The organism is Indibacter alkaliphilus LW1 (assembly GCF_000295935.2).
Lineage (GTDB): Bacteria > Bacteroidota > Bacteroidia > Cytophagales > Cyclobacteriaceae > Indibacter > Indibacter alkaliphilus.
Genome location: NZ_ALWO02000045.1, coordinates 187,054 through 212,121 on the forward strand (window position 1 = coordinate 187,054; position 25,068 = coordinate 212,121).

Sequence of the window (25,068 nt, forward strand, 5' to 3'; positions counted from 1 at the left end):
TTAAATAATAGAAATCATGAAAAAGTTTACAATTGCCCTTATTGCCCTATTAGGATTTGCATTTTCCGCTATTGGGCAAGGTCTTCAAAGAGATATGCAATTCTGGAGACCTTATGATCAAAGAGGCCTGAACATTTTCGAAACAGGCAAAGAGGATACAGTAGCATTTGAAGGTATGAGTGTAAGAGTTGGTGGACATTTTGCCCAACAATTCCAAAACCTTAGCCATTCAAACACTGCATCACCCATGATGAATGATAATAATGTAAACCTTAATCAGCTGGCTAACATTGGTTTTGGTAGCAACCTTGCCACAGCAAATTTAAATATTGATGTTGCTTTGGCCGATGGTGTTCGATTGAACTTGGTAACTTACCTTTCTTCAAGACATCACCCTGAAGCGTGGGTAAAAGGAGGTTTTATCCAAGTGGACAAATTGAATTTCCTGGGATTGGGTGAAATTGACTGGTTCAATAGATACCTCACTTTGAGAGTTGGTCACATGGAAATCAACTATGGTGATGCACATTACAGAAGATCAGATAATGGTAATGCCATGTATAATCCCTTTATCGGAAACTACATCATGGATGCCTTTACTACAGAAGTTGGTGGGGAGTTGTTCTTCCAAAACAATGGTTGGTTGGCAATGGCTGCGATCACTGGTGGCGAAATCCAAGGAGGTGTAACCAATCCTGACAACAGAAAAGCCAGCTTTATAGGTAAATTCGGTTACGACAAATACCTAACAGATGATTTGAGAGTAAGATTGACAGGTTCTGTTTACACTACTTCAGGTTCTCAGAGAAATACCCTTTGGGGAGGTGACAGAGCAGGTTCCAGATATTACTTGGTGATGGAAAACACCCTAGCTACCACCGCAGGTAACTTTACTTCCGGAAGGTTCAACCCAAATCAGACAGACAACATTACTGCATTTGTTTTCAATCCTTTCGTGAAATTCAAAGGACTTGAATTCTTCGGCAACTTTGAGCAATCAACAGGAGCAGCAAGGGGAGAAGCCGCAGACAGAACCTGGACTCAAATTGGTACTGACTTAGTATACAGATTTGGTAACTATGAAAGATACTATATCGCCGGTAGGTACAACAAAGTGAGCGGAATATTATTCGGTTCTGGTCTTGAAGTAGACATGGATAGAATCCAAGTAGGTGGTGGATGGTTTGTAACCAAAAATATCCTTGCCAAATTGGAGTATGTGAATCAAAACTATAATGGTTTTGCGCAGACAGATATCAGAAACGGCGGAAGATTCAACGGTCTAATGATTGAAGGTGTAATAGGCTTCTAATAAGTAAAAATATTCATGCGTGTCCTTTTGGTCCTCATATTGATCCTGCTAAATCCTCTCAAAGAAGAGCGAGAGGTGATAGTCACCAAGAAAATGATCACAGTTACCGGTCAGACATCTATAGGAGGCTTTAGCTGCGACTACAGTAGAAATGGACTAAAGGACACGCTTTTTTTTGATTACAAGAAAGGAGTAAAAGAATTGACTTTTAAGGTGCCAGTAGATGATTTTTCCTGCGGCAATTTTTTACTGAATAAAGACTTTAAAAAAACCATCAAAGCAGAACAGTATCCAAGTGCTTTGGTCAAAGTAAGAAACCTCAAGTCCCGACATGGATATTATATTTGTGACATGAGTGTCCAAATAGTAGGAAAAGAACTTCATTACAAAAACCTGAGACTTAATAGTATCCCCAATGGATTGTCAGCAGATTTGGTTCTTGGATTTAAGGAATTGGAACTTAGTGCTCCAAAAAAATTCGGTGGATTAATTTCAGTTGACGAAGAGTTGCATCTGGAGTTTCAGCTTGGGTTCTAAAAAAACATTTCCAAAGTTTTAAACTTTGGAAATGTTAACAATCCTTAACCCTGTATCAACTTGATCAGACTGGCTGAAGTCTTTTCAAAATCAAATTCTTTAATGGATTTTTCCATTTTAGACTGTATTTCTTTTGTACAGAGATTGCCAATGCTTCCTTCATGGGTATGGCTCACTTTGGATTGATCTGGATTGAAATCATCCTTTTCAATATCAATTCCCACTTTTTTATAAGCATCTCTGAAAGGCATTCCTTCAAGGACCATATTGTTGACAACCTCTACGCTGAATACATGCTTGTAAAAAGGGTCTTCCAGAATCCCATTTTTAACCTTGATCTCTTTCAACATAAATACACTCATGTCCAAACAGTCTAGTAAAGAGTCAATTCCTGGGAAAATAGATTCTTTAAGAAGCTGTAAATCTCTATGATATCCTGTTGTCAAATTGGTCAATAACAAGTTTACCTGAATAGGTAGGGACTGCATTTGGTTAGTTTTGGCACGAATAAGCTCAAATACATCAGGATTCTTTTTATGTGGCATGATGCTGCTTCCTGTGGTCAACTCATCTGGAAATGAAATGAAACCAAAATGCTGATTCATAAAAATACATATATCCGAAGCCAGTTTATTCAATGTTCCAGCCAATCCTGCGATTGCAAAAGCCAGGTTTCTTTCAGTTTTGCCACGACTGTTTTGCGCGTTGATTACATTGTGGTGTAGATCATCAAAGCCTAGTAACTCTGTGGTGAGGGTTCTGTTTAGTGGAAATGAAGAACCATAACCGGCTGCTGAACCTAATGGGTTTTTATTGCTGAGCTTGTAAGCAGCTTTCAGCAACTCCATGTCTTCTGCCAAGCTTTCTGCAAAGGATCCAAACCAAATCCCAAAAGAAGATGGCATGGCCAATTGGGTATGGGTATACCCCGGCATCAAATCGTTTTTGTGTTTCTCAGAAAGTGAAATCAAAAGATCGAAAAGATCCTGAGAAGCTTCCACCAAATCCCTGATTGCTGAGCGGTAAAATAATTTTAGGTCAACCAGAACCTGATCGTTTCTGGATCTGCCACTGTGTAATTTCTTTCCAACTTCTCCATATCGCTTGATCAAGAGAAATTCAACCTGAGAATGAACATCCTCTACGCCTTCCTCTATTTGAAACTCGCCTTTTTCTATCTCAAAATAGATTTCTCTAAGTCCGCTAAGCAGCTTTTCGAGTTCCTGTCCGTCCAAAAGGTTGATTTCTTTGAGCATGATTGCATGGGCCATGGAGCCCAATACATCAAAAGGAGCAAGGATAAGATCAAATTCAGGGTCTCTTCCAATCGTAAATCTTTCAACCTCTTTCAGTGATCCTTTATCTTTTTGCCAGATTTTCATAGGGATTGTAAATTTTAATAGTGTTGGGCGTATGTATCAATAAGGTTAATGTATCCTTCAATTCCGGATTTGAGTTCATCCAGATAGATGAATTCATCCGCAGTATGTGAACGTGCGGAATCTCCGGGGCCTACTTTTACAGAAGGATAGGGAATTAAAGCCTGATCTGAAAGTGTGGGGCTTCCATATTGACGAAGGCCAAGTATGTCTGCTACCGATAATATGAGGTGGCCTTCAGGTACTCTTGAAGAGTTGAGTCTCATTGACCTTGGAGTGAGTTCTGCTTTGATCTGGGACTTGAGCTCAGCAAAAGCTTCTTCAAGTGTATAGCTGTCAGTAATCCGGACATCAAGCGTAAAAGTACAAGAATCAGGAACAACATTATGCTGTGAGCCTGCTTGAATAACTGTTGCGGACACTTTAGATTTTCCTAGAAAAGGCGAGGTTCTTTTGAATTCAAACGCTCTGATTTTCAATAAGTCATCTAAAGCTAGGTAAAGTGCATTTTCACCTTCTTCCCGAGCGGCATGTCCTGCTTTACCTCTGACTTTGGCATCTATCACCATCAGGCCCTTTTCTGCAACAGCCATGTCCATCAATGTAGGTTCACCTACAATGGCAAGTTCTAATTCCGGGAATTCATCGATTATGCTATCAATTCCATTTCTACCAGAGATTTCTTCTTCCGCAGATGCAGCAAAGATCAGGTTGAACGGCAAATCAGCTTCGTGGAAATGAATGAATGTGGCTATAAGGCAAACCAGGCAACCTCCAGCATCATTGCTGCCCAACCCGTAAAGCTTTCCATCTTCAGTTTCAGGTTTAAAAGGATCCTTGGTATAACCTTCATTAGGCTTTACAGTATCATGATGGGAATTAAGAAGAATTGATGGTTTTTTTGGATCAAAGAGTTTGGTATATGCCCAGACGTTATTCCCTTTTCTGAAGGTTTCAATATCTCTATCAGCTAAGAAGGCTTCAATCAGGTCTGCTGTCTCTTCCTCACCCTTACTGAAAGATGGTGTAGAGATCAATTGTTTAAGAAGATTTAATGCTTGCGTGTAAAGGTTTTGGAATTCCCCTGAATGATTATCCATTAGAAATAAACTGCTTTTGAATTCAGTAAAGATCGTATTTATGAGTTTCAATATTTGTACCTGAAACCTTCCCTTTGGCTGCCAGTAGGAGATTTTCTGCTTTCCCTATCCAAACATGATTGACCCCTTTATTCAAAGCGGCAAAAGCATTGTCAAGTTTTGGAATCATTCCTGAATGGATGACATTTTCTTTTCTGAGCTCTGTATAAATGTCTTCATTGATCAATGGAATGATGGAAGAATCATTTTTTTCATCAATCAGAACACCTGATTTATTGAAACAGAAATAAAGATCTACTTTCATTTTTTTTGAAAGGGAGGTTGCCATTTCTGAAGCGATACTGTCAGCATTTGTATTGAGGAGCTGTCCCTTTTTGTCATGGGTAATGGCACAGACAACAGGAATAATATCTTCATTCAGCAAATTTTGGATCAGATCAATATTTACACTTTGGATATCTCCTACAAATCCGTAATCAATGGATTTTACCGGCCTTTTTCGGGATTGAATTAGGTTTCCATCGGCTCCAGTCATTCCAAGAGCGTTTTGTTTTAAACCTTGGAGTTTGGCAACAATCTGCTTGTTGATAAGTCCTGCATAGACCATGGTGACAATCTCCAGTGTGTCTTTGTCGGTGATTCTCCTTCCATCAATCATCTGTGGCATTACGCCCATACTTTCTCCAAACTTGGATGCCATTACGCCACCACCGTGTACGAGGATCTTTTTTCCTGGAAATTTGGAGAAAAGGTAAAGGAACTCATCCAGTTTTTCGGGAAAGTCGATGACGTTTCCGCCGATCTTGATAATACTTACTTGCATGGTTTGTTAGGTTTTCGTGGTTTGAGTTTTCGTTGGTATTCATTGTGTCAGCCCAGGATTTGTGAAATCACCGCTTGGGCTGCATATATTCTGTTTTTTGCCTGTTCTTGGACCAGACTTCTGTCTCCGTCTAATATTTCATCTGAAAGTTCCACATTCCTTCTGACTGGAAGGCAATGCATTACTTTTCCATTTGGAGCTTTTTCAAAGTGCTTCTCAGTCAGCATCCAGGAATCATCAGTAGAAACAATTTTACCATAATCATTGAACGCAGACCAATTTTTGACATAGACAAAATCAGCTCCTTCCAATGCTTTTTCCTGATCCAGTTCTATTTTCGCTCCTATGGTAAAGCTGGGATCCAAATCGTATCCTTCGGGATGGGTAATCGTGAGTTCATGATCACATCCAATACTCCATTCAGCAAATGAATTGGCTACAGCATGTGGAATGGCTTTGATGTGAGGAGCCCAGGTGAGAACCACTTTTGGTTTTCTCTTTTCATTCCAGTTTTCCTGAATGGTGACCATATCGGCCAAACTTTGAAGTGGATGTCTGATGGCACTTTCAAGACTTATTACAGGCACACCGGAATATTTGACAAATTGATTGAAAGTAAAATCGGCCAAATCCTCATTTTTGTTGGTTAGGCTAGGGAATGCGCGAATAGCTAAAATGTCAAAATAACTACCTAAAACCGCTGCTGCATCTTTGACATGCTCTACTGTACCTTTGTTCATGATTGCGCCTTCGTGCATTTCCAATGCCCAACTTTCTTTATCCATATTCATGACAATGGGTTCCATGCCCAGGTTTATGGCTGCAATCTGAGTACTGGCCCTTGTCCTCAAGGAAGGGTTAAGAAAAATACAGCCTATTCTTTTGCCTTCACCAAGGGCTTTATCCACCCTAGGATTGGCTTTGTAAAACAATGCCTTTTCTATTAAATTATCAGCAATTGATTTGGATTCAAATTTGGTGAAATGCTTCATTCGGATGAGTTGCTTTTTTTCTCTTAGCTTGAGATTCAATTCAATATTTTCTTTAAACTATCCAAAAACGAAGATAGTTCATTCATTTTAATATTTAAAGGAGGGAGCAAACGAATTGTGTGCTTTCCTGCTGCAGAACCAGTAAAAATTCTGTATTTTTTTACTAATTCAGAACGTACAGCTCCAGCTTCCTGATCTAGGTCAATACCAATCATCAGGCCTTTGCCACGGATTTCCCTAATCCCTTTTATCTGAGAAAGTTCTTGGATCAAGAACTCTCCCATTTTTGAGGCATGCTCCATAAGGTTTTCCTTTTCCAGTACCTCCAATACACCCAGACCTGCTGCACAGGCTAAGTGATTTCCTCCAAAAGTTGTTCCTAATAGGCCATAGGAGGCTTTGAAATCAGGATGGATAAGTACACCACCAATAGGGAAGCCATTTCCCATACCTTTGGCCATAGTAATGAGATCCGGCATCAATCCATCTACCCATTGATGCGCAAAAAACCTGCCTGTTCTTCCATATCCTGATTGTACTTCATCCAGAATCAGCTTTGAACCGTAGACTTTGCAAAGGCCCGCAAGCTCTAACAGAAATTCAGGCTTGGGGCTGTGAATGCCTCCCACACCCTGTATGCCTTCAATGATGATTCCTGCAATGTCTCCCTTTTTCAACTGTTTTTCTACAGCATCAATATCTCCAAAAGGCAATATGTAGGCATCCTCCCTTTGGTTGGATGGGGCAATGATCTTTGGATTATCTGTAAGAACTACAGCCCCAGATGTACGGCCGTGAAAACCTCCTGAAAAACTGATAAATCCTGGCTTTCCTGTAGCAAAAGATGCAAGCTTCAGAGCATTTTCATTGGCTTCGGCCCCGGAATTACAAAGGAATAATTGGTATTCATGAAGGCAGGAAAGTTCTCCCAGTTTTGCTGCCAATTCTTTTTGAATTGGAATCTGAACTGAGTTGGAATAAAAAGCCAGTTTATCCAATTGGTCTTTGATCCTTTTGTTGAAATGTGGATGGCTGTGGCCAATTGAGATCACTGCATGCCCTCCATAAAGATCCAGGTATTGATTTCCTTGGTCATCCCAAATAGAAGCACCTTCAGCCCGCTCAGGAGTGACATCAATCAATGGGTATACATCAAATAAGTTCATGGCAGAAAATTAAAACGCAATGCTTTTGAGATTCAATCCTGCTTTTTCATCAAAAGCAAAAGCTAAATTGAAGTTCTGAACAGCCTGTCCTGAAGCACCTTTCAATAGGTTGTCAATAGCGGAATATACTACAAGCTGTCCATTTTGCTTCTGTACATGAATCAGGCATTTATTGGTATTGACAGCTTGCTTAAGGTCAATTTCCTTTTCAGAAACCAGGGCGAAAGGTTCGTCTTTGTAAAATTCCAAATAGGCTTCCAATGCCTCTTCCTGAGTGCCTTCAAAAGGAAAATAGGAAGTGATCCATATTCCTCGGGCGAAGTTTCCACGATAGGGGACAAAGAGCAGGTCCCCTTCAAAACCAGGCCGCAGTTGGTTGAAGGTCTGTTTGATCTCTTTGAGGTGTTGGTGGGTAAATAACTTGTAAACAGAAATATTTGACAATCTATAACTGAAATGACTTGTTTCCGAGAGGCTTTTTCCCGCACCGGTACTTCCTGTAATACCAGAAACATGAATGTTATCCTTCACCCAGCCCTTAGCCACTGCCGGCGCAAGAGCCAATTGGATTCCAGTAGCAAAACAACCGGGATTTGCTATTCTCTTTGCTTGCTTGATTTTGTCTTTGTTTATCTCAGGAAGTCCGTAGGTAAATCCATTGCTTTCATCTCTGAAATCTGTACTTAAGTCAATAATTACAGTCTCAGGGCTAAAGCTGTATTTTTCCAAAAAACCTTTGGTCTGCCCGTGGGGAAGCCCTAAAAACACCGCTTCAATGCCTTCTGTTATGACTTCATCTGTGAAAACAAGGTCAGTGTCTCCCAATAGATCGGGATGACTATCAGTTACTTTTTTGCCTTTTTGGCTATTGCTGTGAGCATAGACCAATTCACAATTGGGATGGTGGACCAATAACCTGAGCAGTTCACCTCCTGTATATCCTGCAGCTCCAATGATGGCAGTTTTAATCTTCTTCATGCTTGTTAACTTGGTGAAATATTGCCGTTTGGTTTCCTAGAATTCTGGTGAAGCCTTTGACATCTTCAGCGGTATAGCCTTTATTCATTTCTCCGTAGCTTCCAAACTTGGAGGCCATCAGATCATGATTGGAGTTGATGCCTATCAATTGAAATCTGTAGGGTTGAAGCAATACTTTGACAGTCCCAGTTACAAATTCCTGTGTGCTGGCCAAAAATGCCTCAAGGTTTCTCATAGTAGGATCCAAGTAGTGACCTTCATGCAGGTGGTTGCCGTAAAATTCAGCCAGTTGGTTTTTCCAGAAGGTTTGCCATTTGGTCAGCGTATGTTTTTCCAGCAGTTGATGCGCTTTGATGATGATGATGGGAGAGGCAGCTTCAAAGCCTACTCTTCCTTTGATACCGATAATGGTATCACCTACATGGATATCCCTTCCAATACCATAAGGTGCTGCCAATTCCTGGATTTTAAGAATTGCATCCACTGGATTGTCATAGGACTCCCCATTCACACTTTTTACCTCCCCTTTTTCAAAACCGATGTTTATTTCTTCAGGATTGCTTTTACTGACCTGGGTTGGCCAAGCTTCTTCAGGTAAAGTCAAGTCTGAAGTCAGTGTTTCCTTACCACCCACTGATGTTCCCCAGATTCCTTTATTGATGGAGTACTTTGCTTTTTCAAAATTCATGGAAACCCCATGCTTTTTTAAATATTCAATTTCTTCCTCCCGGCTGAGTTTAAGGTCCCTGATAGGAGTGATGATTTCAATATCCGGAACTATGGTTTGGAAAATCATATCAAATCTGACCTGGTCATTGCCTGCTCCGGTACTCCCGTGAGCGACTGATTTTGCGCCTATTTTTTTGGCATATTCTGCCAAGGTTTTTGCCTGAAGTATTCTCTCAGCACTTACTGATAGGGGGTAGGTCTGATTTTTCAAAACATTTCCAAATACCAAGTATTTGATCACTTCTTCGTAATATGTCTGGGTCACATCCAAAATGGTGAAAGAAGCGATTCCAAGATTGTTGGCTCTACTTTCTACTTCTTCCAATTCTTCTTTTGAAAAACCTCCTGTATTGATCAGTACGGCATGAACTTCATAGCCAAGGTCTTTGGACAAATGGAGGGCACAAAAAGTAGTGTCTAATCCCCCGCTATATGCTAATACTATCTTTTTCATCTGTGTGATTTTCTTGAAATATTGAATCCCGATTAGAATAGGTTTAAGGTTTTGTTTTTGGTTTTTTTAATATTCAAAAGCACATACTTTTTCAGTCTTGTCCACCTTTCAAATAATTTAATATTCTTCTTGAAATCTTTGCGCAGGGCGAGCTCTTGCTTTTTGGTTTTTTTGGCCGGGTCGTAAAGCATGGCTGTACAAAGACAATTTGAACGGTTTTTACTTTTTAAGATTTCTACATTTATACAACTGTTACAACCTTTCCAGAATTCCTCATCGTCTGTCAGGTCGCCATAAGAAACAGGAACATAACCAAGCTCAGAGTTGATTTTCATAACTGCTGGACCGGTTGTAAGTCCAAAGATTTTGGAATCCGGATATTTGGTCTGACTTAGTTTGAATATTTCGCTTTTGATTTGAGTTGCTAATCCAAACTTCCTGAATTTGGGTGCAACGATAAGTCCTGAATTAGCTACAAACTTGCCATGTCCCCATGCTTCGATATAGCAGAAGCCAGCCCACTCACCATCTTTGGTCAGTGCGATCACAGCTTTGCCCTCCTGCATCTTGGTTTTGATGTATTCAGGTGATCTTTTTGCTATACCTGTACCTCGTGCTTTGGCAGATTCTGCCATTTCCTCGGTAATGGTCTCTGCATATTTTAAATGCTTTTCAGTTGCAGGCTTTATGATAAAGGAATAGTTTTCCATTTTTTCCAATCAGAAGAATAAATTCTTTGGCTTTAGGCCAGATGTTAGGTTTGAAATGATCTTTGTGAATGTGCTATTGCAGGCCTCCCACATAGGGAACCTTAAAATTATACAGGGACTATGCCCTAAAGCTGTTCCTAAACCTCCTGAGTGGAGCCAAAAATAACATAGCTGAAGCAGAAGCTGCTTTGAATGGAAAGGGCGCTATGTTGAAATGGTTTTTCATCGGTTACGTTGTTAAACGTACACAAAGCTTGCAAGGATTGATTTAAAATGCAAACAAACATTTCATTTAAATCAAAGAATTTCGCTAAACGGTAAGAATTTTACAGAAAATTGAGAAAAAGTATTGAATTTCCTCAAAAACAACAAATGATTACAGTTACCCTACTTTGTCAAATTAGCAAGTTAGGTCAAACCTGCCAGGTTTATGAGCCAAAACAGATTTTATATTTATCATTTCAAAAAGAAACCTGGCAGATTTTTTCTTGTCATTTTCTAACCCGACAAAGTGGGCGTAAATTCCTCATTTGAATTTTTCAATATTTCGAAAAGCTTAACTTTTCAAATACCATAAGAAGGCATAAAGAAACCGGGGTAGGTGATGACCGAAAATCAAAATCGATTTCTTTTCCAAGAACTGATTCTAGGCCAATTCCTTTAAAGATTTTACAAACTTATCCAATTCCCTTGGCGTGGTATAGATGTTTGGTGTTATTCTGCAACCATGTACCCCAAATCCATCAATTGCAACGGTATAAATGCTGTATTTGTCCATCAAGATATTTGCCAGCTCTGCTGGTTTGAGTTTGTCAATACCAACATTGGCAATGCCGCAGGACCTCCCTGGTTCCTTGGGCGTATTGACCGTGATTCCAGGAACATCTCTAACCTGATCAGTCCAATATAACTGGAGGTAACGAAGTCTCTCTTCTTTTCTCTTTGCTCCGATCATATCATAATAATCCAGTGCATCATTGATAGCCAATGTAGTGGCAACAGGCTCTGTTCCAATGTGGCTGATATTTTTTACGGTAAGCTGATCAAGCTCATAGGGGGCAAGTAATGGCCATATTTTTGAAATCTTATCTTTCTTCACATACAATAGGCCTGCTCCAAGAGGAACGCTCAACCATTTGTGAAGACTACATGCGTAATAATCGCAGCCGGTTTCTTCTATCTTGAAATCAAAATGTGCTATGCAATGTGCTCCATCCAACATCACTTCGACACCGTAAGAATGGGCCATATCCACGATTTTTTTGACAGGGAGAATTTGCCCCGTAATATTGATCATGTGAGAGACCATTATCAGTTTTGTATTTGAACCTATGGCCTTTTCATAGATTTGGACAATTTCCTCATCTGACTTGGGGTGATTGGGTATGTCTACAACCCTATTGACTACGCCATGACGCCTAGCGACTAACTCAAACATGTTTTTGATGCTGCCATAATCCTGGGCTGCATAGATGGCCTCATCTCCTTTTTGCCATGGGAATCCCGAAATAATGATATCCAAAGACTCTGTGGCATTTCGGGTGATGGCAACTTCTTCGGGCTTACCTCCAAATTGCTTGGCCAACTTGGCGACAACTTGGTCTTTATTGTCCCATTGCACAGTTCTAAAATACCATGATCCTTGATAGTTAATTTCTTTGATGTGTTTGATGTAGTTTTCCAGAGTTTGTTGCGGGACAAAGCAGTAGTAGCCGTTTTCCAGATTGATGTAATCCGGTTTGAGCCTGTATCCCTCCCTTATTTTCATCCAAAAACCTTCATCCAAAGCCAATTGGTCGGCTGAAAGGTGGCTGTAGCTATCAATGGTTTTAGAGAGTGCTTTGAAAGAAGCTGTCGATGCTATTCCTGTAAGGGCGAGATTTTTTAAGAAAGTGCGCTTGTCCATTTTCCGGGGTATTTTTCTTCAATTTGGTAAAAAAAAATGAAAATGGAAAAAAATCCAATTTTGTTGATTAAATTTGTCAACAATAGATAAGTCTACAGTAATGAAAACATTAGCAATCATCCTTCAAGAAGCAAGGAATTCCAAGCAAATGGTCGTTAGAAGCCTGGCTCAGGCTTCCGGGATAGATGCTGCTTTGGTTTCCAAATTTGAGAAAGGGCTAAGATTGCCTACAGAAGACAATCTAAAAGCACTAGCAGAGGCTCTCCATATTTCCTTCGAGGATCTACGTAAGATTTGGTTGGTAGAGAAAGTCTACAGAATTCTCGAAAATGAGGATGATGCCAAGGAAGTCCTTTGTTTGGCAGAGTCTAGAGTTGAATACCTCAAGAGCAAGCAAGCTTTGGTGATGCAGGGCTTAAGTGAAGAAATCAAGCTAAAGCTTCATGAGATTGATAGTTTGAAAGAAGCATGGCAATCCAAAAAGCCTCTCAATGCTACTCAGCTTCAAAAGATGAAAGAATACTTTCACATAGCTTACACTTTTGAAAGCAATAGGATAGAAGGAAATACCCTGACGCTCCAAGAAACACATTTGGTAGTCAATGAAGGAATTACCATTTCCGGCAAATCCATGAGGGAGCATTTAGAGGCTGTCAATCATGCAGAAGCCATCGATTACCTGGAAGCTCTTGTTCAGGATGAGTTGGACTTTAGCCCTAGGGCTTTGTCTGAGCTGCATTATTTGATTCTCAAAGGAATAGATAAAGTGAATGCAGGCAAATACAGGACTGTACCTGTGATGATTTCCGGAAGTGAGCACAGGCCACCTCAGCCTTATCTGCTTGATAAATTGATGGAAGAATATTTTCAGCATTATGATGCCCAAAAGAAAATTCTTCACCCTGTGATCTTGGCAGCAGAAATGCATGAAAGGCTGGTGAGTATACATCCTTTCATTGATGGCAATGGCAGGAGCAGTAGACTTGTAATGAACCTAATCCTGCTTAAGCATGGATATACCCTTGCCAATCTGAAAGGAGACCTGGATTCCAGGTTGAAATATTATAAAGCCTTAGAGGCGGTTCAGGTAGATAATAATCCTGAGGTTTTTTACCATCTTGTGGCAGATGTGGTCAAGGAATCTTTGAGCAATCATCTGGAATTGACCTGATTCTGACAGGCAGTTTTTACAGCTTAGGCCTGTGAAAGCTGCCTTTTTTTATAATATAAACATCAGGAGAAAAAATATCGCTAATAAAATGGCGGCCCATTGATAAATTGGGTTTCTCTTTGGAAATTCGAAGTTACATATAGGACAGAAATCTTCTTTTTTATCGACTTCCATGGCACAGGAAGGGCATTCTTTCTTTTTCATTTTTTGAACCAAGAGGTTTGTTTTTTCATTCTATATCTAAAGTAAACAATAAGGTTATGAAAATAGAAATTTGGTCTGATATCATGTGCCCTTTTTGCTACATAGGCAAAAGAAGACTGGAATCAGCGTTAAAGGATTTTGAGTTTGCAGATAAGGTTGAAATAGAATGGAAGAGTTTTTTGCTCAATCCGGATATGAAAACAGATCCTGATAAGAGCACTTTGGAATATCTCTCTGAAACAAAAGGCTGGTCTTTGGAACAAACCAAAGAGATCACCCAACAGGTAACTGATATGGCAAAGGAAGAGGGGCTTCATTACAAAATGGAACAAACTGTAGTGGCCAATGCGCGAAATGCGCACAGATTGCTTCAGCTTGCAAAAGTTTTGGGCAAAGGCTCTGAGCTGAAGGAAAGGCTTTTGAAAGCATATTTCACTGAAGGCGCAAATATTGATGATCAGGATTCATTATTGGCTTTTGCCCAGGAAGTTGGTATACAAAAAGAAAGGGCTTTGGCCTGTCTCAGCACAAGTGAATTTGAAGAAAAAGTGGACGAGGATATTTATGAATCCCGACAGTTGGGTGTAAGAGGCGTTCCTTTTTTTGTATTGGACAGAAAATATGGCATTTCCGGAGCTCAGCCCAAAGAGGCTTTCGTGCAGACAATTGAAAAAGCTTGGGAAGATTTTGTCAAAAAAAATCCAGTATTGCAGTTTTCTGATCAATCGGACCCAGGGACTGCATGTGATATAGATGGGAATTGCGATTGAGACTGGAAATCAATCCAAAAAAAATAAACCAATGAGGGGTCTAAGCTTAGATCCCTCATTGGTTTTTTATTGGAGATTTTTACCAAACTCCCCTAACTTTTGTTTGAAGCGTGTAAACAGAACCCATGGCAGTAATGAAAAGAGTTTTCCTATCAGTACCGCCAAAGACTACATTGGCAGTCCAGTTTTCTTCGATAGGAATATGAGCAATCTGGTTTCCTCTTGAATTGAACACAGTGACACCTTTTCCAGTGAGATAGACATTGCCTTTATGGTCAATAGCCATTCCATCAGAACCCATTTCTACAAATAGTTGCCTATTGATCAGAAAGCCATCTTCTGTAATGTCGTACACATAGGTTTTGTTATCGCCTATATCTGCTACATAAAGTTTCTTTCCATCAGGCGTACCTACCACTCCGTTTGGCTTTACCAGGTTTTCATCTACTCGGATAAACTGCATTTTGTCAGGACCCAAAAAGTAAAGATGTTCTCCGTCCTGTTGCATTTCAGGATCTCTCTCCCAATAATCTCTTTTATAAAGAGGGTCAGTAATGTAAATTCCACCATAAGGTGAGATCCACAGGTCATTGGGTCCATTCAGTAGATTGCCTTTATAATTTTCTATCAACACTTTGGCTTCACCTTTATCATTGATGGACCATAATTGATTTTTCATATCGGCACAGACAATGAGGTTACTTTCTCTATCGAAATACATCCCATTGGCACGCCCCGCCTCCTCCATAAAGACGCTCAGCTCATTTCTTGTGGCCGACCATCTGATGATGCGGTTGTTTGGTTGATCTGTAAAATAAACATCACCATTCCTATGAACAGCAGGGCCTTCAGTGAAACTATATTCATCACTGAGTTTTACAGGTTCTGCATTCTTTGAGGCAATTTTACTGTAAGTGCTCTTTTGAGCCATACTTGCCGGAGCATATAGAATACAGGCAAGCGCAAATAGACATAAACTTTTTTTCAACATGTTGGTCAAATTGGTTAAATCGTGTAGAATTCTGCCCACAATGGAAAGTGATCAGAAATTCTGAAAGAGAGTTGGCTGATGGTCAAAGGTCTATTGAGCAGTACCAAATCCCGGAAATCAAATATACCCCCTTTGGAATATTTTAGGCAAATATTGTCATCAAAAAACTCCAGTCAGGCCCCAGAAGCTTCATGGTTTCTCGCAAGGCTTTGATATTGCCACGGATTTCCTGTACTGCAATGATGTCAAATCTTCTCAGGATCTCAACAATGCAGAGCAGGGAATGCCCATCTCTTTTTGGAGACTGATGTGCTCCAGCTTCCCATTCCATCGTGAGGTTTCCAAATACTCTGATGTTCCAAGTGCAGATCAGGACATTTCTGTCAAGTTTTTTGGGTGGGATTTCATGATCAAGTGCGTCTTTGAGAATTTTTAACTCTTGAAGGATTTCTTGAGGCGGATTGTGAAGGTCTATGGACATGATATAAAAAGTTTAGCATGGAAGGATAGTTTGATTATTGGAAAGCCTGATTATTTTTGAGGCAATCGAATATAACCCATAATGAGCGAAACTACTTCTACTAAAAAATCCTTTTTGGATAGGTTTTTAGATTTTATTGAAAAAGCAGGTAATAAGCTTCCAGATCCTGCTATGTTATTTTTAATGTTGATGTTGCTGACTTGGATTATGTCGGCCATTCTTTCACCAATAGATTTTGGAGCTATTGACCCAAGGTCAGGCGCTGAATTGAGGGTTCAGAACTTGCTTACAGGAACTCAGTTTGCCAATTTCCTGGCCAATATGACAGGAGTGTTTATCAATTTCCCTCCTTTGGGTGTTGTACTCTTGGCTATGTTGGGTGTCGGTGTAGCCGAGCATTCCGGCTTTATCAATGCAGGATTAAAGTTTCTTTTAGGAATTACCCCTAAAATGCTTTTAACACCTATTTTGACATTGGTGGCGATTGTAAGCCATACTGCAGCTGATGCGGGATATGTCTTGGTGATACCCTTGGGAGGGGTGATATTTTATGCCGCCGGAAGACATCCTCTGGCAGGAATAGCGGCAGCTTTTGCAGGAGTTTCTGGTGGTTTTAGTGCCAATTTTATTCCGTCGAGCATTGATCCATTGATCCAGAGCTTTACGCAGTCAGCAGCACAGATTTTAGATTCGGATATTACATTGAATCCTCTGAACAACATCTTTTTCACAGGTCTTTCCAGCATTGTGGTAGTCGGCGTGGTATGGTTCTTAACCGATAGAGTTATTGAGCCAAGACTAAATAAAAATGTGACTGTCGATGAAAACCTTGAAGATATTCCAAAAATGGAAACCCTGAATACCAGGGAGAAAAAAGCTTTTTGGCTTGCTTTCGTTACCATGTTTTTCTGCATGATATTGCTGGTGCTTTGGGCTATCCCGAATGACTCTGCCCTCCGGGATTCTGATGGAGAAATAACTTCTATCGGTGCTCCGTTAATGAAGTCTATAGTTCCTTTGATATTTGTATTGTTCTGGATTCCAGGTGTAGTTTATGGTTTTCTCAGTGGTACTTACAAAAGTGCTCAGGATATGGTTCAATCCATGAGCAAGGCCATGGGAAGTATGGCTTATTATATTGTGATGGCTTTTTTCTGTGCTTTATTTATTGATGCCTTTGGTAAGTCCAACATTGGGGCTTTGACAGCTTTGAAAGGGGCAGATATACTTAAGGCCATGGAGCTTCCAGCACAGATTACCATTGTGGGAATTGTGGTTTTGACCGCCTTTGTAAACCTTTTAGTGGGTTCTGCTTCGGCCAAATGGGCATTGATCAGTCCTATTTTTGTACCAATGTTGATGCAATTGGAGATTTCTCCTGATTTGACACAGGCGGCCTATAGGGTAGGGGATTCGGTATCCAATATCATTACTCCGCTTTTGCCTTACTTTCCATTGATTGTTGTGTTTTGTCAGCGCTATGTCAAATCCACAGGTATTGGGACTTTGGTATCTATTATGCTGCCTTACAGTTTGGTGCTATTGGTAATATGGACACTGTTTCTACTACTATATTGGACTTTGGGTATTCCATTGGGACTGCAGTCTACCTATGAATATTATATGAATTTTCCCCAATAAGTTATTGGTCATAAACATTTTAAAATCGGAATCAATTATAAGCTGATAGGAATATTGTTTAAGCCTTGAAATTAAACTGTATCAATTACTGATCAATTCCTCGAAATCATCTCTGATATAAATCACATTTCTGCCTAATTCGATCCATTTCTTCTTTTCCAATTGCTTGAGCAGTCTGGAAATCACTTCTCTTGAAGTGCCCAATTCATTGGCTATTTCCTGGTGAGTTGTATGGAGTTCATTTGTCTTGTGTTGTTTCATTTTGGTCACAATATAACGCATCAGTCTTTCATCCATACGCTTAAAAGCTACAGCATCTAAGGCAACCAGCATTTCCTGGAACCTGGACTGATAAGTCATAGATACAAAGTCCTTCCACTGTTTGAACTGATCAGTCCATTCTTCATGCTTCTGAATAGGAACACCCAAAATAACTGTATTTTCCTCTGCAACAGCTTTGATCTCACTGGGTTTTGAAGCTGAACAGCAAGTCAGGGAAAGGGCGCATGTTTCTCCCGGTTCCAAAAAGTAAAGGAACAATTCTTTCCCATCGTCATCCATTCTTAATATTTTGATGGAACCCTCCAATACTATAGGAACCATTTTGATGAACTGACCTGGTTCTGTGATTACTTTTCCAGCCTTGAATTCATGGATATTTCCATATTCTGAAAGGGCCTTGAGTAGGCCCGGATCGGTGATATTCGGAAGTTTGTGTCTTAAATCTTCTACCTGCATTTGCAATTTTGGTTTAAAATTAAAAGTAGCTCATGAGCAATTTAGTAATATAAGTCACATAGAAAAAGGACCGGATACACACCCGGCCCTTTTTTACACACCAAACCTATTAATTATATACAAAAACCACCATCAATAACATGTACCGAGCCTGTGATAAACTTGCTTCTATCTGAGGCAAGGAACAAGGCCAGGTCAGCTATATCATCATTGTGGGCATAGCGTCCCAACGGTATCATTTTCTCAAAACCTTTTTTCACTTCTTCTCCCGCTCCAGGAGCAAAGCCTTCCTCCAAAGAGCGCATCATCCTATTGTCCACTGGGGAAGGATGGATAGAATTGACCCGGATATTGAAAGGGGCCCCTTCCAAGGCTGCCACCTTCATGCTGCCTATAATGGCATGCTTACTGGTCGTGTAAGCCATCATTTGGGCTGTCCCTCTCAGTCCGGCTACCGAAGAGGTGATGATCACCGCCCCGCCTTTTTCCTGTAAATGTGGGAAAGCGTATTTCATGCCCAGCCAAATACCTTTGACATTTACGGCCAGCACTTTGTCAAAAATATCTTCAGGATATTCTGTCAGCGGTTTTACTACTCCTTCAAATCCTGCATTAAGAAATACTACATCTAGTCTCCCGAATTTTTCCAGGGCAAAATCTGTATAAGCCTGCACCTGTTCTGCTTTGCTCACATCTGCAGCAAAAGTAAAAATGCGTTCATCATCCAGGGTTTTGGAGGCCTTATCTAGATTCTCTTTGCTCAAGTCTACCAGGAGTACTCCAGATGCTCCCTCTTTTAGAAATCTGGAAGCAGTAGCCTCTCCAATTCCTCCGGCTCCTCCTGTAATGATTGCATATTTTCCTTTCAATTCCATTGTAGTTTGATTTGATTGAATTCAAAACTACTTCAATCCATTTAGAGTTATGGGGATAATAATCAAGTGTTTAACTGATTTTAGTCATGTTTTAAGTTCTGGGAATTACGGAACTTTGCATAAAGTAAAACCAAACGACAAGACCATGAAAAGAATAATCGTTCCGGTTGATTTTTCGAAATATTCGGAGAACGCCTTCCTGACAGCACTGAAAATCGCGGATAAGACCAACAGCAGTATTACCTGTGTGAATGCTGTTCCTTCCCATCTGGATTGGAAAAAACTAAGCCAGGCCAAAAAAGCAGAACATCCAAATATACTTGATGCTGAGGCTGAGGCTAAAGATAAATTGAAAGCTTTTGTCTTGGACCATAAGCTAGGTGGTGTGCCTGTAGAGACTTACGTTGAAGTAGGTTTTCCATTTCAGGTCATCTTGGATGTATCGACCATGCACAATGCAGACTTAATAGTTATTGGCGCGTATGGTAAAGAACATACCAATGAAAAGTTTTTGGGCTCTAACCTTCAAAAAGTTCTGAGAGAGTCTGATTGTCCTGTATTGGCCGTCAAAAATGCGATGGATGGAAACGCCCTGAGAAAAGTGGCATTTGCCTCCATGTTTGATGAGGATTCAAGACCGGCTTTTACCAAAATGAAAGCTGTTCTCAAAGACTTTAAAACATCAGTTCATTTTCTCTATGTAAATACACCCTCTGAGTTTGCCAATTCAGCGGATGCTCAATCCAAAATGGATAAATACGCCAAGGGCTTTGAAGACTTGGTAATTCACAAGCATATCTATAACCACAAGGAGACAGAAAATGGAATTGTGGAATTTGCTGAAAGTCACAAAATGGGATTTATAGGAATAGCCTCTTCCAATAGGAAAGGCAAAAACTCATATATGGTCGGTGTGACAGATACTGTACTATTCAAGTCAGAACTGCCTGTTTTGAGTGTGAAAGTGAGCTGAGATTTCTCACACTGTTCGGGATGAAATTGCATAAGTTGATTGATCACCCATATAATTGATAAAGCTACCTGGATTTTTTTTGGTAGCTTTATTCTTTATCTATTACCTTCCTGGTTTCCATTTTGAAGTGTACAGAAGCACTTCCCAAGTTATCTAAACTAGAAACTACCTGCTTCAGGACATTTGTCATGGTTGAAATAGGGAAGTTCTGTGTATAGGTTTTATAGTCTTGGTAGATGTTGCTGATCCAAATATTATATTGAGCAGCATTTTTTTCGATCCAATCGGGATGAAGCCCGTCAATTTTTTCAGTTTCTAAAAAGGTTTTGATTTCCCTTAAAAATTCAAAGCTGTACTGTTTTAATTGATGGTAATATTTTTGGGTCAAGGCATCTTCTTTTTCCTCCATTTCTTTGATGTTATGCAGGACATCTTTCAGGTCTTTTGATGCATAAACCAACGTTCTGAGCGTAAGCATTAAAGAGGTTAACCTTTCGGCATCTTCCAGGCTCAAGTTTTCTTCCTGCAAATCTATATGGTAATTGGTAAGCTCGTCTTCCAATATTTTGATTTGGGCATATTGCTCCATCAAGTTTTGAGGCTGCTGGAGGATTCTTCTCCAAATGGAAATTTGCTTTTTTTGTTCCTCAGACTCTTTCCAGACACTGGAAATAAAAGAAATGGTTCTGTCAAAGGCAAATTGCATATCTTTTTCCAATGCCGTGATGGCTATTTCCGGAACTTTTGGACTTACGTTTTTTATGAATTTGGAAATACCGATGGGTTCTGAGGACATAAATCTGTGTTGAAGCCAATTTTCAAGCTTATTTATAAATGGAAAAAATAGAATAATTCCCATCAGGTTGATGAGGGTGTTTAAAAGAACTAATTCCATTAGAGGGTCAGCAATATTAAAAATATGCATGGTATAGGAAATCAAGGGCTTGATAAAAATAAATATCAAGATTCCTGTAATCACATTGAAAAGCGTGTGTGCCAGCGCAAGTCTTTTCTTATCTGCTGAGCCGTTTAGAGATCCAAGTGCAACTGTGATAGTAGTGCCTATATTAGCACCGATGATCAGTACAGCTCCTTCAAGAAGACCAATTACCCCTGCATTGATAGAGGATAAAATAATCACCACCATGGCCGAACTGGATTGGATCAAGGCAGTTACTACAATTCCGATCAACAGATAAACCCATAGCCCGTATGCATGGAAAACACTGAGATCAATCTGCTCAGCAACAGCTTCTATCGCTGTTTTCATGAAGTCTAAACCTAAAAAAAGCAAACCGAACCCAACCGCAAATGCACCAATGTTTTTCAGAACCGGTCTCGAAGAGCTAAAAAGGTAAAGCAAGCTGCCTAAGCCTAAAAATGGCATTGCAAAATCTGCCACACTCAGTTTGAAACCCAATGTGGCCACAATCCAGGCCGTAATGGTTGTCCCAAGGTTCGCTCCTAAAATTACGCCGATCGAATTTTTCAAATTGATTACCCCTGCACCTAAAAAGGCCAAAACCATCAAAGTGACCAATGAACTACTTTGGAGAATAGCAGTAATCAAGGCTCCTATTAGGATTCCTTTAAAAGCGGTATTCGTAGATTTTTGTAATAGATTTCTAAAGGACTTTCCACCTAATTCCTTAATGGCATTCTCCAGTTGATGCATGCCCCAGAGGAATATGCCTATTCCTGCCAAAAATTTCCAGAAATCAAATAAATCTTCTTCCATAGCCTGGGGTTTGCTTCTTACAAAACAAATATAAAAAGGAATGTCAAAGAGCCTCTGCTTTGGGCTGGGGCTTTAGCTTACTTTTCTTCAACTTCTTGGGATAGTACCAAAGATAAAACCCACTTATACAAAGTGTAATTAAAACCAATGAAGTCAAGGTGCTGTAAATCACGAAAAAACTACATTTGCTAACTTCATGGCTTCATTTAGATTATTTTTATCCAAACCCAGGTCGTAGCCTTTTTTTTCCAATATTTTGATGAGATTTTCAGTGGCCACATTCCCTACCAGATCATCTTTGGCCATTGGGCAACCCCCAAATCCTTTAAGTGCACCATCAAAGCGCATACATCCAGCTTCCACCGCTGCGTTGATTTTGGGTTCCAGGTCGTCTGGATGGGTATGAAGATGTACCCCAAACTCTATTTCAGGATACGCATTGGCGTTAATTTCAAAAAGGGATTTAATCAAATCAGGTTTTGCACTGCCTATAGTATCGGCAAATGATATGATCTTGATATCGAGTTGATCTAGTTTTCCTACAAAATCTGCAATCAATTCAGGTGAATAGGGATCTCCATAGGGGTTTCCAAAACCCATACTGAGGTAAGTCACCAGCGTTTTTCCGGCTACTTCGCATTTGTTTTGAATTTCTTCTACAGCTCGTAAAGCTTCCTCAATGGACTTATTGGTATTCCTTTGTTGAAATGTCTCTGACACTGAAAGCGGAAAACCCAGAAAATCAATTTCCTCAAAATGCAATGCATCTTCGGCACCTCTGGTATTGGCTACAATAGCCAAAAGTTTGGACTTGGATTTAAACATATCCAAAAGTGAGAGAACCTCCGCGGTATCCCGCATTTGAGGAATGGCTTTGGGGCTTACAAAGCTTCCAAAATCTATGGTGTCAAATCCCACTCGCATCAATTGGTCAATGTATGCAGCCTTGATTGCTGTATCTATAAAATCCGGCCTGCCTTGCATGGCATCACGAGGACATTCTATCAGTTTGATCATTTGGTGAAGGTAAAAGGGGTATTTGGTTTTTGCAAAATGAAAATTAAATCCAGTATCAAGGGATGATCAAATTGAGTTGACCTAAATGATGCCTGCAATGCCAGGAGTAAAGTGCAATATTATGATCTAAACGAATTTCCCTTTTCATTTCCGGATGATAAAAAGTTCTTTGCATATCCTCCAAGCTCAAGCTTTCCAAAAGAGTAGTCCAGCGGATATGCAATCCCTCTAAGATAGCCATTGATGCATCAATTGGAATGTCGTAATCCACTTGTTTTGCCCAGAGGTCTTCATGATAGGGTTTGATGCTGGGAATCTCTTCAGTCAGTGCAAGTTTAAATCTCATAAAACTGTTGTAATGACTATCAGCGCAATGATGAATCACTTGCCTACCTGTCCATCCACCTTCCCTGTAAGGCTTTTCAAGACCTGCTGCCCCAAGTCTGAAAACTTCAGCTTTGACTTGAGCTGGAAAAGCCTTGATGTCTTGTATCCACTGTTGAATTTCAACAATGGAAAATGATGTAGGAGCTTGGAATTTGCCTATGGGGTACTTAAGATCTGTTGTCATGATGGGAGGTTTACAGGTTTGTTTTTTTTGATTTTCAATTTACCTAAAATTGAAAAAAAAAGGGATGAAAATTTGACTTGGTCTTTTTTTACATTCTTTACAACCCAGATCAAGGCCTGAAATTATACATCCGTTTTTCTTTTCCATCTGTTCGCTTAAAAGAAAAATTAAGTTTAAATTAAGAGTTGCTATTCTTTTTTAACCCAAAATAATCTAACATGAATCTAGCGGCTATCGATATTGGTACCAATTCCATCCACATGATTATCGTGAAGGTCACTTCCAAACATACCTTTGAGGTACTGGTACAGGAAAAGGAAATGGTCAAATTAGGAGTAGGTGTTTTTGCCAATAAAATGCTGAGCCAGAAGGCTTTTAATAATGGTATTGAAACTATTAAAAGATATGTGCAGCTGGCTGATGAGTATGGAGTAGAGGACATCATTACTGCGGCCACCTCCGCAACACGTGAAGCCAAAAATGGCCGGGAGTTTTTAGACAGGTTGATCGAGGAAGTAGGATTGTCTCCTCAGATGATTTCCGGAAAAGAAGAGTCCAGACTTATTTTTTTAGCTGTCCGAAAAGCCATAGACTTGGGAAAAGACAAAGCCATGGTGATTGATATCGGTGGAGGAAGTACCGAGGCTGTAGTGGGCAATAAGGAAAAAGTGCTATTCAAAAGCTCCATGAAATTGGGTGTTCTGCGCCTATTGGACAGGGTAGGGCATCAAGGGCCACTTTCGGCAGAAGAAAGGGACAGTCTACAGGGGCATATTCGTGAGACAGCAGCTAATATAATGGCTGAGGCAAAAGCCGCTGGATTTTCAAAAGTGATAGGGACTTCTGGAAGTATCCGGGCTCTTGGGGAGGCAGCCCTTCAGATGAATGGCAAAAATATCATCAACTCTGTCAATGCGGAAAGAGTAAAACTCAAAGACTTGGAAAAAATTACTGGACAGCTTCTTGAATTGACACCCGAAAAAAGAAGTGAAGTCAAGGGAATCAGTGAAAATAGAGTAGATGCAATACACCTGGGAGGACTTCTAATTACAGAGCTACTTCAATTAGCAGAAGTCAAGGAACTTACTTTGTCAGATGCCTCACTGAGAGAAGGTTTGATTATTGACTATATAGAAAAAAATGGACAAAAGCTGATCAATCTTGTTGAAGGGAAGAATGTAAGGGAAAGAAGTAGCCTCCTTTTGGCCATGCGCTATGATACCGATTTGGAGGAAAATAAGCAGGTAGCCCGCCTGGCCTTGCAGCTTTTCGACCAGCTCAAAGATTTACACAGACTTGATGAGCAAGCCAGGGATTTATTGTACCAATCCTGTTTGATTTATGATGTAGGTACTTATGTGAATTTTCAGGACTATCATAAACATTCCAAATATCTGATCATGCAGGGAGGGCTTAGGGGTTTTAACAATTCAGAAATTCTGATCTTGGCCAACCTTGCCAGATATCACAGAAAGTCCGGGCCAAAAAAGAAGCACAAAGCTTTTAAAATACTGGACAAAAAAAACAGAAGGATTGTAAAAGGTCTTTCAGGTATTTTACGGATTGCAGTGGCACTGGACAAAACCAAAAACCAATGGGTAGAAAATGTCTATTGCATTCCTGAAAATGATAAACTGATTATCCGTATTTTTGGTGAAGGTAATATGGATTTGGAGATTTGGGAAGCCCAGCGTTTTTCGGATACCTTAGCGAAGTATTTAAAGAAGGAAGTTGAAGTTGTAAAAGGTTGAAATTTCTGAATTTTTAGAAATTACATACTTGAGTGGAATATGATTACATTTCTTAAGCTAT

At 40.0% G+C, this 25,068-nt stretch carries 23 protein-coding genes; 7 read left to right on the plus strand and 16 right to left on the minus strand.

Annotation, left to right across the window (positions count from 1 at the left end; translation table 11 throughout):
* Nucleotides 1–16 precede the first annotated feature (16 nt).
* Nucleotides 17–1,312 carry a hypothetical protein gene (locus tag A33Q_RS16610; protein ID WP_009033695.1) on the plus strand — a complete coding sequence of 432 codons (1,296 nt, stop codon included), beginning with the start codon at nucleotides 17–19 and terminating at the stop codon, nucleotides 1,310–1,312.
* A 15-nt stretch (nucleotides 1,313–1,327) separates the two neighbouring features.
* Nucleotides 1,328–1,849, plus strand: a complete 522-nt coding sequence (locus tag A33Q_RS16615; protein ID WP_009033694.1) for a hypothetical protein — start codon at nucleotides 1,328–1,330, stop codon at nucleotides 1,847–1,849.
* Nucleotides 1,850–1,893: 44 nt separating this feature from the next.
* Here A33Q_RS16615 and argH read toward each other — a convergent pair whose 3' ends face one another.
* From argH to A33Q_RS16660, 9 genes are all read right to left on the minus strand, one after another.
* Nucleotides 1,894–3,231 carry an argininosuccinate lyase gene (gene argH / locus A33Q_RS16620; RefSeq protein ID WP_009033693.1) on the minus strand — a complete coding sequence of 446 codons (1,338 nt, stop codon included), beginning with the start codon at nucleotides 3,229–3,231 and terminating at the stop codon, nucleotides 1,894–1,896.
* 14 nt (nucleotides 3,232–3,245) lie between these two features.
* On the minus strand, nucleotides 3,246–4,328 hold the full coding sequence (locus A33Q_RS16625) for a M20 family metallo-hydrolase (protein WP_009033692.1): 1,083 nt from the start codon (nucleotides 4,326–4,328) through the stop codon (nucleotides 3,246–3,248).
* Between the two features lie 22 nt (nucleotides 4,329–4,350).
* The gene (argB, locus tag A33Q_RS16630; protein WP_009033691.1) at nucleotides 4,351–5,151 is read right to left on the minus strand and encodes an acetylglutamate kinase; all 801 of its coding nucleotides are present in this window, start codon (nucleotides 5,149–5,151) and stop codon (nucleotides 4,351–4,353) included.
* Nucleotides 5,152–5,198: 47 nt separating this feature from the next.
* On the minus strand, nucleotides 5,199–6,143 hold the full coding sequence (locus A33Q_RS16635) for a Rossmann-fold NAD(P)-binding domain-containing protein (RefSeq protein ID WP_009033690.1): 945 nt from the start codon (nucleotides 6,141–6,143) through the stop codon (nucleotides 5,199–5,201).
* Between the two features lie 35 nt (nucleotides 6,144–6,178).
* Nucleotides 6,179–7,309, minus strand: coding sequence for an aspartate aminotransferase family protein (locus A33Q_RS16640; protein WP_009033689.1), 1,131 nt, complete (start codon nucleotides 7,307–7,309; stop codon nucleotides 6,179–6,181).
* A 9-nt stretch (nucleotides 7,310–7,318) separates the two neighbouring features.
* Nucleotides 7,319–8,287: an N-acetyl-gamma-glutamyl-phosphate reductase gene (argC, locus tag A33Q_RS16645; protein WP_009033688.1), complete on the minus strand. Its 969-nt coding sequence runs from the start codon at nucleotides 8,285–8,287 to the stop codon at nucleotides 7,319–7,321.
* Nucleotides 8,274–9,470 carry an argininosuccinate synthase gene (argG, locus tag A33Q_RS16650; protein WP_009033687.1) on the minus strand — a complete coding sequence of 399 codons (1,197 nt, stop codon included), beginning with the start codon at nucleotides 9,468–9,470 and terminating at the stop codon, nucleotides 8,274–8,276. Before argG ends, argC begins: the two co-directional genes overlap by 14 nt.
* Before the next feature lie 32 nt (nucleotides 9,471–9,502).
* Nucleotides 9,503–10,180 carry an N-acetyltransferase gene (locus tag A33Q_RS16655; RefSeq protein WP_040490580.1) on the minus strand — a complete coding sequence of 226 codons (678 nt, stop codon included), beginning with the start codon at nucleotides 10,178–10,180 and terminating at the stop codon, nucleotides 9,503–9,505.
* Nucleotides 10,181–10,826: 646 nt separating this feature from the next.
* On the minus strand, nucleotides 10,827–12,086 hold the full coding sequence (locus A33Q_RS16660) for an aminotransferase class V-fold PLP-dependent enzyme (protein ID WP_009033685.1): 1,260 nt from the start codon (nucleotides 12,084–12,086) through the stop codon (nucleotides 10,827–10,829).
* Between the two features lie 100 nt (nucleotides 12,087–12,186).
* Between A33Q_RS16660 and A33Q_RS16665 the strand changes: the two genes are divergently transcribed.
* Together A33Q_RS16665 and A33Q_RS16670 are read left to right on the plus strand one after the other, a co-directional pair.
* Entirely contained in the window at nucleotides 12,187–13,257 is a 1,071-nt protein-coding gene (locus A33Q_RS16665) for a Fic family protein (protein WP_009033684.1), read from the plus strand.
* Nucleotides 13,258–13,517: 260 nt separating this feature from the next.
* Complete coding sequence (locus A33Q_RS16670; protein ID WP_009033682.1) at nucleotides 13,518–14,231, plus strand: DsbA family oxidoreductase; 714 nt, start codon at nucleotides 13,518–13,520, stop codon at nucleotides 14,229–14,231.
* A 79-nt stretch (nucleotides 14,232–14,310) separates the two neighbouring features.
* Here A33Q_RS16670 and A33Q_RS16675 read toward each other — a convergent pair whose 3' ends face one another.
* Entirely contained in the window at nucleotides 14,311–15,222 is a 912-nt protein-coding gene (locus A33Q_RS16675; RefSeq protein ID WP_009033681.1) for an SMP-30/gluconolactonase/LRE family protein, read from the minus strand.
* A 142-nt stretch (nucleotides 15,223–15,364) separates the two neighbouring features.
* Nucleotides 15,365–15,703, minus strand: coding sequence for an exonuclease/endonuclease/phosphatase family protein (locus A33Q_RS16680; protein WP_009033680.1), 339 nt, complete (start codon nucleotides 15,701–15,703; stop codon nucleotides 15,365–15,367).
* 81 nt (nucleotides 15,704–15,784) lie between these two features.
* Here A33Q_RS16680 and A33Q_RS16685 point away from each other — a divergent pair, with 81 nt between their 5' ends.
* Complete coding sequence (locus A33Q_RS16685; protein ID WP_009033679.1) at nucleotides 15,785–17,344, plus strand: AbgT family transporter; 1,560 nt, start codon at nucleotides 15,785–15,787, stop codon at nucleotides 17,342–17,344.
* Nucleotides 17,345–17,425: 81 nt separating this feature from the next.
* Here the strand turns inward: A33Q_RS16685 and A33Q_RS16690 are convergent, their stop codons facing one another.
* Together A33Q_RS16690 and A33Q_RS16695 are read right to left on the minus strand one after the other, a co-directional pair.
* Nucleotides 17,426–18,082, minus strand: coding sequence for a Crp/Fnr family transcriptional regulator (locus A33Q_RS16690; protein WP_009033678.1), 657 nt, complete (start codon nucleotides 18,080–18,082; stop codon nucleotides 17,426–17,428).
* Nucleotides 18,083–18,195: 113 nt separating this feature from the next.
* Nucleotides 18,196–18,957, minus strand: a complete 762-nt coding sequence (locus A33Q_RS16695) for an SDR family NAD(P)-dependent oxidoreductase (protein ID WP_009033677.1) — start codon at nucleotides 18,955–18,957, stop codon at nucleotides 18,196–18,198.
* A gap of 145 nt (nucleotides 18,958–19,102) precedes the next feature.
* On the opposite strand from A33Q_RS16695, the gene A33Q_RS16700 reads away from it, so the two are divergent.
* Nucleotides 19,103–19,930 (plus strand): universal stress protein, encoded by an 828-nt coding sequence (locus tag A33Q_RS16700; protein ID WP_009033676.1) that lies wholly within the window; start codon nucleotides 19,103–19,105, stop codon nucleotides 19,928–19,930.
* An 88-nt stretch (nucleotides 19,931–20,018) separates the two neighbouring features.
* On the opposite strand, the gene A33Q_RS16705 is transcribed toward A33Q_RS16700, so the two are convergent.
* The 3 genes from A33Q_RS16705 to A33Q_RS16715 all read right to left on the minus strand — a co-directional run bounded on the left by A33Q_RS16705 (nucleotide 20,019) and on the right by A33Q_RS16715 (nucleotide 23,256).
* Nucleotides 20,019–21,668 carry a Na/Pi cotransporter family protein gene (locus A33Q_RS16705; protein WP_009033675.1) on the minus strand — a complete coding sequence of 550 codons (1,650 nt, stop codon included), beginning with the start codon at nucleotides 21,666–21,668 and terminating at the stop codon, nucleotides 20,019–20,021.
* 168 nt (nucleotides 21,669–21,836) lie between these two features.
* Nucleotides 21,837–22,685, minus strand: coding sequence for a hydroxymethylglutaryl-CoA lyase (locus tag A33Q_RS16710; protein WP_009033674.1), 849 nt, complete (start codon nucleotides 22,683–22,685; stop codon nucleotides 21,837–21,839).
* A gap of 55 nt (nucleotides 22,686–22,740) precedes the next feature.
* Nucleotides 22,741–23,256, minus strand: a complete 516-nt coding sequence (locus tag A33Q_RS16715; RefSeq protein WP_009033673.1) for a YfiT family bacillithiol transferase — start codon at nucleotides 23,254–23,256, stop codon at nucleotides 22,741–22,743.
* A gap of 218 nt (nucleotides 23,257–23,474) precedes the next feature.
* Between A33Q_RS16715 and A33Q_RS16720 the strand changes: the two genes are divergently transcribed.
* Complete coding sequence (locus A33Q_RS16720; protein ID WP_009033672.1) at nucleotides 23,475–25,007, plus strand: Ppx/GppA phosphatase family protein; 1,533 nt, start codon at nucleotides 23,475–23,477, stop codon at nucleotides 25,005–25,007.
* The last annotated feature ends 61 nt before the right edge of the window (nucleotides 25,008–25,068 follow it).

Bases quoted from the DNA above. Each gene is read 5' to 3' on its own strand.
- A33Q_RS16705 (WP_009033675.1), bottom strand. From the start codon at position 21,668: ATGGAAGAAGATTTATTTGATTTCTGGAAATTTTTGGCAGGAATAGGC.
- A33Q_RS16685 (WP_009033679.1), top strand. From the start codon at position 15,785: ATGAGCGAAACTACTTCTACTAAAAAATCCTTTTTGGATAGGTTTTTA.
- A33Q_RS16675 (WP_009033681.1), bottom strand. From the start codon at position 15,222: ATGTTGAAAAAAAGTTTATGTCTATTTGCGCTTGCCTGTATTCTATAT.
- A33Q_RS16715 (WP_009033673.1), bottom strand. From the start codon at position 23,256: ATGACAACAGATCTTAAGTACCCCATAGGCAAATTCCAAGCTCCTACA.
- A33Q_RS16615 (WP_009033694.1), top strand. From the start codon at position 1,328: ATGCGTGTCCTTTTGGTCCTCATATTGATCCTGCTAAATCCTCTCAAA.
- argH (WP_009033693.1), bottom strand. From the start codon at position 3,231: ATGAAAATCTGGCAAAAAGATAAAGGATCACTGAAAGAGGTTGAAAGA.
- A33Q_RS16680 (WP_009033680.1), bottom strand. From the start codon at position 15,703: ATGTCCATAGACCTTCACAATCCGCCTCAAGAAATCCTTCAAGAGTTA.
- A33Q_RS16640 (WP_009033689.1), bottom strand. From the start codon at position 7,309: ATGAACTTATTTGATGTATACCCATTGATTGATGTCACTCCTGAGCGG.
- A33Q_RS16720 (WP_009033672.1), top strand. From the start codon at position 23,475: ATGAATCTAGCGGCTATCGATATTGGTACCAATTCCATCCACATGATT.
- A33Q_RS16690 (WP_009033678.1), bottom strand. From the start codon at position 18,082: ATGCAGGTAGAAGATTTAAGACACAAACTTCCGAATATCACCGATCCG.
- argB (WP_009033691.1), bottom strand. From the start codon at position 5,151: ATGCAAGTAAGTATTATCAAGATCGGCGGAAACGTCATCGACTTTCCC.
- argC (WP_009033688.1), bottom strand. From the start codon at position 8,287: ATGAAGAAGATTAAAACTGCCATCATTGGAGCTGCAGGATATACAGGA.
- A33Q_RS16700 (WP_009033676.1), top strand. From the start codon at position 19,103: ATGAAAAGAATAATCGTTCCGGTTGATTTTTCGAAATATTCGGAGAAC.
- A33Q_RS16625 (WP_009033692.1), bottom strand. From the start codon at position 4,328: ATGGATAATCATTCAGGGGAATTCCAAAACCTTTACACGCAAGCATTA.
- A33Q_RS16655 (WP_040490580.1), bottom strand. From the start codon at position 10,180: ATGGAAAACTATTCCTTTATCATAAAGCCTGCAACTGAAAAGCATTTA.
- A33Q_RS16610 (WP_009033695.1), top strand. From the start codon at position 17: ATGAAAAAGTTTACAATTGCCCTTATTGCCCTATTAGGATTTGCATTT.
- A33Q_RS16670 (WP_009033682.1), top strand. From the start codon at position 13,518: ATGAAAATAGAAATTTGGTCTGATATCATGTGCCCTTTTTGCTACATA.
- A33Q_RS16695 (WP_009033677.1), bottom strand. From the start codon at position 18,957: ATGGAATTGAAAGGAAAATATGCAATCATTACAGGAGGAGCCGGAGGA.
- argG (WP_009033687.1), bottom strand. From the start codon at position 9,470: ATGAAAAAGATAGTATTAGCATATAGCGGGGGATTAGACACTACTTTT.
- A33Q_RS16660 (WP_009033685.1), bottom strand. From the start codon at position 12,086: ATGGACAAGCGCACTTTCTTAAAAAATCTCGCCCTTACAGGAATAGCA.
- A33Q_RS16665 (WP_009033684.1), top strand. From the start codon at position 12,187: ATGAAAACATTAGCAATCATCCTTCAAGAAGCAAGGAATTCCAAGCAA.
- A33Q_RS16710 (WP_009033674.1), bottom strand. From the start codon at position 22,685: ATGATCAAACTGATAGAATGTCCTCGTGATGCCATGCAAGGCAGGCCG.
- A33Q_RS16635 (WP_009033690.1), bottom strand. From the start codon at position 6,143: ATGAAGCATTTCACCAAATTTGAATCCAAATCAATTGCTGATAATTTA.